This is a genomic window from Serratia sp. X3, from assembly GCF_014982455.1.
GTDB classification, from domain to species: domain Bacteria; phylum Pseudomonadota; class Gammaproteobacteria; order Enterobacterales; family Enterobacteriaceae; genus Serratia; species Serratia ureilytica.
On sequence record NZ_JADCNB010000013.1, the window covers coordinates 24574 to 32818 of the forward strand.

The 8245-nt window shown below is 58.6% G+C and carries 8 protein-coding genes and 2 tRNA genes; 2 read left to right on the plus strand and 8 right to left on the minus strand.

Annotation, left to right across the window (positions count from 1 at the left end):
- Positions 1-89 precede the first annotated feature (89 nt).
- The 5 genes from IMX17_RS24565 to IMX17_RS24585 all read right to left on the minus strand — a co-directional run bounded on the left by IMX17_RS24565 (position 90) and on the right by IMX17_RS24585 (position 4547).
- Positions 90-1016: a branched-chain amino acid transaminase gene (locus tag IMX17_RS24565; RefSeq protein WP_182265677.1), complete on the minus strand. Its 927-nt coding sequence runs from the start codon at positions 1014-1016 to the stop codon at positions 90-92.
- Positions 1017-1039: 23 nt separating this feature from the next.
- Positions 1040-1297 (minus strand): acetolactate synthase 2 small subunit, encoded by a 258-nt coding sequence (gene ilvM, locus IMX17_RS24570; protein ID WP_004929955.1) that lies wholly within the window; start codon positions 1295-1297, stop codon positions 1040-1042.
- Positions 1294-2940 carry an acetolactate synthase 2 catalytic subunit gene (gene ilvG / locus IMX17_RS24575; protein ID WP_193550320.1) on the minus strand — a complete coding sequence of 549 codons (1647 nt, stop codon included), beginning with the start codon at positions 2938-2940 and terminating at the stop codon, positions 1294-1296. Before ilvG ends, ilvM begins: the two co-directional genes overlap by 4 nt.
- Before the next feature lie 142 nt (positions 2941-3082).
- Positions 3083-3181 (minus strand): ilv operon leader peptide, encoded by a 99-nt coding sequence (gene ilvL, locus IMX17_RS24580; RefSeq protein ID WP_013814970.1) that lies wholly within the window; start codon positions 3179-3181, stop codon positions 3083-3085.
- Positions 3182-3314: 133 nt separating this feature from the next.
- On the minus strand, positions 3315-4547 hold the full coding sequence (locus IMX17_RS24585; RefSeq protein WP_033645380.1) for an MFS transporter: 1233 nt from the start codon (positions 4545-4547) through the stop codon (positions 3315-3317).
- A gap of 341 nt (positions 4548-4888) precedes the next feature.
- On the opposite strand from IMX17_RS24585, the gene IMX17_RS24590 reads away from it, so the two are divergent.
- Positions 4889-6412, plus strand: a complete 1524-nt coding sequence (locus IMX17_RS24590) for a YifB family Mg chelatase-like AAA ATPase (protein ID WP_193550321.1) — start codon at positions 4889-4891, stop codon at positions 6410-6412.
- A 28-nt stretch (positions 6413-6440) separates the two neighbouring features.
- Here the strand turns inward: IMX17_RS24590 and IMX17_RS24595 are convergent, their stop codons facing one another.
- The gene (locus tag IMX17_RS24595; RefSeq protein ID WP_004929946.1) at positions 6441-6779 is read right to left on the minus strand and encodes a DUF413 domain-containing protein; all 339 of its coding nucleotides are present in this window, start codon (positions 6777-6779) and stop codon (positions 6441-6443) included.
- A 119-nt stretch (positions 6780-6898) separates the two neighbouring features.
- On the opposite strand from IMX17_RS24595, the gene hdfR reads away from it, so the two are divergent.
- Positions 6899-7726: an HTH-type transcriptional regulator HdfR gene (gene hdfR / locus IMX17_RS24600; RefSeq protein WP_033645382.1), complete on the plus strand. Its 828-nt coding sequence runs from the start codon at positions 6899-6901 to the stop codon at positions 7724-7726.
- A 269-nt stretch (positions 7727-7995) separates the two neighbouring features.
- Here the strand turns inward: hdfR and IMX17_RS24605 are convergent.
- Together IMX17_RS24605 and IMX17_RS24610 are read right to left on the minus strand one after the other, a co-directional pair.
- A tRNA-Trp gene (locus IMX17_RS24605) sits at positions 7996-8071 on the minus strand.
- Between the two features lie 51 nt (positions 8072-8122).
- A tRNA-Asp gene (locus IMX17_RS24610) sits at positions 8123-8199 on the minus strand.
- Positions 8200-8245: the final 46 nt, after the last annotated feature.

The following is an 8245-nucleotide window of genomic DNA, read 5'->3' on the forward strand; positions in this document are numbered from 1 at the left end:
GTATTTATGGCAGGCGGCGAACGAACCGCCTGGATATTTCTTATCTTGTCTGTCTTGTCGTCCGCCACGCTGCGCGGCGAGCCTTGTCGTTAAGGGTTTACCGGATCCAGCCAGCCGTACTTGTCTTCCGTCTTGCCGGTGAACAGGCCGAAGAACGCCTCCTGAATCTGTTTGGTCACCGGGCCACGTTTACCGATACCGACCTGAATGCCGTCCACGCTGCGTACCGGCGTGATCTCCGCCGCGGTGCCGGACATGAACACTTCATCGGCCAGGTACAGCGATTCGCGCGACAGCACCTGCTCGCGCACGTCGAAGCCCATGTCTTTCGCCAGCTTGATGATCGCATCGCGGGTGATGCCCGGCAGCGCCGACGAGGTGAACGGCGGGGTGTAGATCACGCCGTCTTTCACCTGGAACAGGTTCTCGCCCGCCCCTTCGGAAATGTAGCCGTGCACGTCGAGCGCGATGCCTTCCTGATAGCCGTGGCGGCGCGCTTCGCTGCCCACCAGCAGGGAGGAAAGATAGTTGCCGCCGGCTTTGGCCGCGGTCGGGATGGTGTTCGGCGCCGCGCGGTGCCAAGATGAGACCATCGCATCGATACCTTGCTCCAGCGCCTCTTCACCCAGGTACGCGCCCCAAGGAAACGCCGCGATAATCACGTCCGTTTTATAACCGGCCGGCGGGTTGACGCCCATGCCGACATCGCCGACGAACACCAGCGGGCGAATGTACGCGCTGACCAGGTTGTTCTTGCGCAGCGTGGCGCGGCAGGCTTCCATCAGCTCGTCGACGCTTTGCGACACCGGCATGCGGTAGATTTTCGCCGAGTCGTGCAGACGCTGCATGTGCTCGCGATGGCGGAACACCACCGGCCCCAAGTGCGAGTCGTAGCAGCGCACGCCTTCAAATACCGACGTACCGTAATGCAGCGCGTGCGACATCACGTGCACTTTGGCCTCGGCCCAAGGAACCATCTCACCATTGAACCAAATGTAATCGGCTTTCTTTGTCATTGTTATTTATCCTTCTCGGCGCCTCAGGCGCGTATTTGTTGTGATGTTGGCTGCTGGATCTCGACGCAGGAGACGTCCATCAGTTTGCTTAATTGAGATGACAACAGGGCGACCGGACGCGGGCTGGCAACGGTCAGTTCGATATTGATGCTGTCAGCGTTGGCCGGGGAAACCATATTCATAGCACAAACCTGAAAGCCGCGATGACGCACGACCCGCAATACGCGCTCTAACATTTCGGGGCGAAAACGCGCCTGGATCGAGAGTTGATGCTGCATCATGATATTTCCTCCAACATGGTTTCGTTGCCAGCGCCCGGCGGCACCAGCGGCCAGACGTTTTCGAGTTCGTCGATAGAGACCTGCAGCAGATAAGGGCCTTCGGTGTTGAACAGCGCCTCGAGGGCGCCCTCCACCTGATCCTTGCGGCTGATGCGCTGGCCGGGAATGCCGAAGGCGGCGGCCAGCATCAGGAAGTCGGGGTTATCGGACAGGTTGGTTTCGCTGTAGCGGCCGTCGAAGAACAGCTGCTGCCATTGACGCACCATTCCGAGGCGCTGGTTGTCCAGCAGCACGATTTTGAGCGGCAGCTGCTTGCGCTTGATGGTGCCCAGTTCCTGCACGTTCATCATGAAGGAGCCATCGCCCGAGACGCAGATCACCGTATCTTGCGGGCGGGCAATCTGAGCGCCTACCGCGGCCGGCACGCCGAATCCCATGGTGCCGAGGCCGCTGGAGGTGATGAAATTCTCCGGGCGCTCGAACGTCATGTGCTGCGCGCTCCACATCTGGTGCTGACCGACGTCGGTGGTCACTACGCTGTTGGCCGGCTTGCGGGCGGACAGCTGGCGCAAGAACAGCGGCGCAAAGATCGGCTGGCCGGGGTGATCGTAGCGGCAGGCGTGCTCGGCTTTCAGCGCCGTTACCCGCTGCTGCCAGGCGGCGATGTTCAGCGGGCGCTGCAACGCCGGCAGCAACGCTTTCAGATCGCCCTGCAGGGCCACATGCGCCTGGCGCAGCTTGCTCATCTCCGCCGGATCGATGTCCATGTGGATCACTTTGGCGTGCGGCGCGAAAGCGTTCAGCTTGCCGGTCACGCGGTCATCGAAACGCGCGCCGACGGCGATCAGCAGATCGCACTCCTGCACCGCCAGGTTGGCGGCCTTGGCGCCATGCATGCCCAGCATGCCGAGGTACAGCGGATCTTGCGCATCCGGCGCGCCCAGCCCCTTCAGGGTGGCGACGTTCGGCATGCGGGTCACGGCGATGAACTCGCGCAGCGCCGGCACCGCCTGCGCCATGCCCACGCCGCCGCCGACGTACAGCATCGGTTTGTGCGCCTGCGCCAGCAGCTCGGCCGCCTCGGCCAACGCCGCCGTCGGTAACGCCGGCGCTTCATCGACCGGCATCAAATGCGGATGCAGATCGCCCTGCGCCAGCTGGATGTCTTTCGGGATATCGATCAGCACCGGGCCAGGACGGCCGCCGGCGGCGATGGCGAAAGCTTCCGCCATGATGCCCGGCAAGGCATCCAGCGATTCCACCAGGAAGCTGTGCTTGGTGCAGGCCAGAGACAGGCCGAGAACATCGATCTCCTGAAAGGCATCGGTGCCAATCAGCGCGGACCCCACCTGACCGGTGATGGCGACAACGGGAACAGAATCGAGCAACGCATCCGCCAGGCCGGTGATCAGGTTGGTGGCGCCGGGGCCGGAAGTGGCGATACAGACACCGACTTTGCCGGTGGCGCGGGCATAACCGATGGCGGCCATGGCGGCGCCCTGTTCATGGCGGCACAGCAGGTGTTCCACGCCGCCGTCGTACAGCGCATCGTACACCGGCATGATTGCCCCGCCCGGATAGCCGAATACGGTATCCACACCCTGCGCACGCAACGCTTGAACTACCCACTGAGCGCCATTCATAGTTATTTCCCCGCCTTACTTCGACAACTGCAGAATTTTGTTCTGTTTTTCATCTTCCGCCCCTTGCTCCACTTTTCTCTTGCCAATAAAAAACCCCCGGACCTGACGGTGCGGGGGTTCTCTTGCGATTCCGGCTTGTTTGCTAAGCCTTTCTTCGTCCAAGTGCAGCCCCGCACGGTGGGATAATAATCACCACCACGCTAATCACGACTAGGCTAATCACTTGGGCAAAGGCTTTCATAATGGGTTTGTTCACTGTGCTCATTCAGAACTAATGCTTACAGAGGTACCACAGCCGCGCGCGACATGACAACACTTTTTTTGCGTTATTATTCGGCGCAATCTGGTCATACCTCACGCGAATCGCCCGGATTTCACACGTTGGCGCGCATACCTGGATTTTTCACCGCGCCGGTGATGGCCTTGCCGCGCGTATCCTTGCCGAAGAACACCAACAGAGCGATCGCTACCGCCACCGTCCCGGCAACCATGGCCATCGCCAGGCCGTAATTATGCCCATGATGCTCGGCGAGGGTGGCTTGCAGCGTGGCGTTGACCGAAGCGATCAGGTTGCCCAGCTGATACACGAATCCCGGCAGCACCGCGCGGGTGTTGGCCGGCACCAGCTCGGTCAGGTAGGTCGGCACCACGCCCCAGGCGCCCTGCACCATGAATTGCATCAGAAAAGCGCCGATCCCGAGCATCAGCGAACCGCTGGAAAACGCCCAAAGCGGGATCACCGGTAACGCCAACAATGCGGCGATGATAATCGCTTTTTTGCGGCCGATTTTTTCCGATAACGAACCGAAGAAAACGCCGCCGATAATTGACGCGATATTGTAGCTAATAGCGATGATACTGACGGTTTTCGGATCGAAACCGTGCTGAACTTTCAGAAATACCGGGTATAGATCCTGCGTGCCGTGAGAGAAGAAATTGAACGCCGCCATCAGCAGCACCAGATAGCAGCACAGCTTCCAGTGGCTCTTCAACACCGGCAGCAAGGCACTGCTCTCTTTACGCTCACGCGCCGCCAGCCATACCGGCGACTCCTGCACGCAATAATAAATAAACGGCAGCAGCAGGATCGGCGCCGCGCCGATGACGAACATGCCGCGCCAGCCGACCGTTTCGAACAGCAGGCCGTACACCACCGCCGCCAGCAGATAACCGAACGGATAGCCGGCCTGGAAAATCCCTGACATCAGGCCGCGCGAGCGGTCCGGTATGGTTTCCATTGCCAATGATGACGCCACGCCCCAGATACCGCCCATCGCAACGCCGTACAACACTCGTAACAGCAAGAAGACCGTCAGCGAGGGCGCGGCAGCGGAGAGCAGCTCAAACACCGAGAAGAAGACGATATTCAGCATCAGGATCGGTTTGCGGCCATATTTTTCCGCAGCGCGTCCGAAGATCAGCGCGCCGATCGGCCGCACCGCCAGCGTGAGCAGAATCGCCAACGTGACCTGTTCCAGGCCGACGTGAAAGGATTGTGCGATGTCGCTGAGTAAGAATACCAGCACGAAAAAATCGAAAGCGTCGAGCGTCCAGCTTGAAAAACTGGCGATTGCCGCATTGCGTTGCAGCGGGGTCCAACCAAACATAGTGTTATCCCTACCGTAGAGTACGAAGTCAGGAGATTTAGCGGCTGCCGGGCAGACTGCGGCGGCGGTCGGAGTGTGTTAAAGAAGTGATTTTTCTTTTAATCAATTGTTAAATACACCCATCAAGCCTATGGCTGCAATGCGTACAGGCCGCTAATGTGTTGCAGGCTTCAGCGAATTGTTAATGGGTATTGCCACAGGCTGCGAGGCGGTTCGCACAATTTCGTTCAATTCGATGAAAATCAGTGATTATGCTGCGAGTTTCATGGAAAAAATGCCAAGAACGCCGCGCGGCATCGGGATAAATCGCGCATCATGCCGCCCTCAGCAAGGAGAGCGATATGTCACTGGCGGTAATCTATAGCCGCGCCATCATCGGCGTTCAGGCCCCTTCCGTAACGGTAGAGGTGCATATCAGTAATGGCCTGCCCGGCCTGACGCTGGTTGGCCTGCCGGAAACCACGGTAAAAGAGGCGCGCGATCGGGTGCGCAGCGCCCTGATCAACAACGGTTTCACCTTTCCCGCCCGGCGCATCACCGTCAATTTGGCACCGGCCGATCTGCCGAAAGAAGGCGGGCGCTACGATCTGCCGATTGCGCTGGCGATCCTCGCCGCCTCCGAGCAACTGCCCCTCGCACCGTTGGCACGCTACGAGTTTCTTGGCGAACTGGCGCTGTCCGGCGCGCTGCGCGCGGTCAGAGGCGCCATCCCGGCGGCGCTGGCGGCGGCTAACGCCGGGCGACAATTGGTCCTCTCGACGGACAACGCCGCCGAGGTCGGCCTGATCGCGCAGTCACAATCCCATACTGCCCAACACCTGTTGGAGGTCTGTGCCTTTTTGCTCGGCCAGGGCGAGCTGCCGGTAGCCGTCATGCCTCCCGCGGCAGACAACCCGCACGAAAACGCCGATCTGCGCGACATCATCGGCCAGGAGCAGGCCAAGCGGGCATTAGAGATCGCCGCCGCCGGCGGGCATAACCTATTGTTGATTGGGCCGCCGGGCACCGGTAAAACCATGCTGGCCAGTCGACTGACTGGCTTACTGCCGCCGCTGACGGAACCTGAGGCGCTGGAGAGCCTGGCGGTCGCCAGCTTGCAGCATCCTGTTCTCACCGCTTTGCCATGGCGCCAGAGGCCATTTCGCGCACCGCATCACAGCGCATCGATGGCGGCGTTGGTCGGCGGCGGCTCACTGCCGCGCCCGGGTGAGATATCTTTGGCGCATAACGGCGTGCTGTTTCTGGATGAGCTGCCGGAATTCCAGCGTAAGGTGCTGGATGCGCTGCGTGAACCGCTGGAATCCGGCGAGATCGTGATTTCACGCGCCAACGCCAAGGTCTGCTTCCCGGCCAAGGTGCAATTGATCGCGGCGATGAATCCCAGCCCAACCGGGCATTACCAGGGTATGCATAATCGCGCCTCGCCGCAGCAGGTGCTGCGCTACCTGGCCCGGCTGTCAGGGCCTTTTCTCGATCGTTTCGATCTGTCTATCGAAGTGCCGCTGTTACCTCCAGGTACGCTCAGTAAGCGGCAAACTCAGGGAGAAAGCAGCGAGCAGGTGCGGGAAAGAGTGCGACAGGCACGCACCCGGCAGCTCGAACGCGCCGGTAAAATCAACGCGCTGTTAACCAACCGTGAAGTGGAACGGGATTGCGTGTTGCAGGCGGCAGACGCCGAGTTTTTGGAAGCGACATTAAACGCGTTGGGGTTATCGGTCCGCGCCTGGCAGCGCATCTTGAAAGTGGCGCGCACGCTGGCGGATTTGGCGGGGGATGCCGAGATCGGCAGGCACCACCTCAGCGAAGCGCTGAGCTATCGCAGTATGGACCGTCTGCTGTTACAACTGCATCGTAGTCTGGAATAGAAAATGGGGCCCGAAGGCCCCATCGTCTTTAGTCTTCGCTGTCGCTGTAATCTTCTACTGCGTCAGCCTGCGGCTTACCGCCGGACAGCGTATGGAATTTCTTCGGGCGACGTGTGCGCGCCAGATATTTAGCCCATACTTTTTCCTGCTCGGTGGCCGCTTCGCGCTCACCGCGGCACACTGCGACGAACAGCTGTTCTTCTTCAGTGGCCGGCTGGCGTTTGCCCGAGTCCAACTCGTTAAACGCGTAGCCGAAGCGCTCTAGCAATTGCGCCTCTTTAATGGTGAAATCGCCGTGACGGGAGAACCCGCGAGGGTAATGTTTATTATCAAAAAAACGATTGGTCGTGGTGAAGCTATCCGCCATCTGACACGCTCCTAATTCTCTTATGGCCGTGCTGTTTATGGCGCGGAGTATTAGATAGGCTTGACAGCGTGTAAAACAAAACATTTAAATCTTAACGACAAATTTTTTTGGAGATAGGTGTGGATACCGAATTACTGAAAACCTTTTTGGAGGTCAGTAGAACGCGTCACTTTGGCAGAGCCGCAGAATCTTTGTACTTAACGCAGTCCGCGGTCAGTTTCCGCATCCGTCAGTTAGAAAACCAGTTGGGCGCAAATTTATTTACCCGTCATCGCAATAACATCCGCCTGACGCCTGCCGGCGAGCGGCTTCTGCCCTATGCCGAAAGCCTGATGAACACCTGGCAGTTGGCGAAGAAAGAGGTCGTGCGTTCACTGCAACATACCGAGCTGTCGATCGGCGCGACTGCCTCGTTGTGGGAGGCTTATTTGACCCCCTGGTTGCAGTCTCTCTATCAACAAAGAGAGGCGCTGCAGCTCGAAGCCAGGGTGGCCTTAAGGCACTCTTTGGTAAAGCAACTGCATGAAAGGCAGCTCGATTTACTGATCACCACTGAGCCGCCAAAGATGGATGAACTGGCCAGCCAGCAGCTGGGCAATTTCTCATTACGCCTGTTCTCATCCGCGCGTCGTGACAAGCAATCCCCCATGCCGTACATCAAGCTGGAATGGGGGGCCGACTTCCACCAACAGGAAAACCGCATGTTGGAAGGTGATAACGTGCCGGTACTCACGACCACCTCGGCACACCTTACGCGTCAGTTGCTGGAAACCACAGGCGGATGCGCTTTCCTGCCCAGCCAGTGGGAAAAAGAGTATCCGCAGTTGCTTGCCGCTGCCGAGATCCCGCCGATTGTCCGCCCACTGTATGCCGTCTGGTTGCAAAACAGCGATCAACAGCCTTTGATTCGGCAATTACTTAAAATACCTTTAAATACCGCAGCCTAAAGCGCTATGGCGGCCTTAAAAGCCGCCACCGTGGTTATGGCTGTCTATCATGCCAAAAACCGCCCATCGCCTTCTGAGAGAAGAAAATGCAAAACGGTAGGAGAATCAGGTGGTCTGCGGGGGTAAAGATCGAAAGATCATAAGGCAACTCGGATCAGATAGACATCAGCATAGAGCAGCCAATGCGCTCTTTTTCAAAGCGGGAATGCTCCAAGGGAATGGATAGTAGGTAAAAAAAAACCCTTTGCTTTCGCAAAGGGTTCTTAATATGGCAGGGGCGGAGAGACTCGAACTCGCGACACCCGGTTTTGGAGACCGGTGCTCTACCAACTGAGCTACGCCCCTAAATCTCGCTTAACATTATGCCTGCTAAAAAAGCAGGCACAATTAAATAAGTGGCGGAACGGACGGGGCTCGAACCCGCGACCCCCTGCGTGACAGGCAGGTATTCTAACCAACTGAACTACCGCTCCACCGATTCTTTTACGTTGTATCTTTCGATACCGGCAATATCGCGCT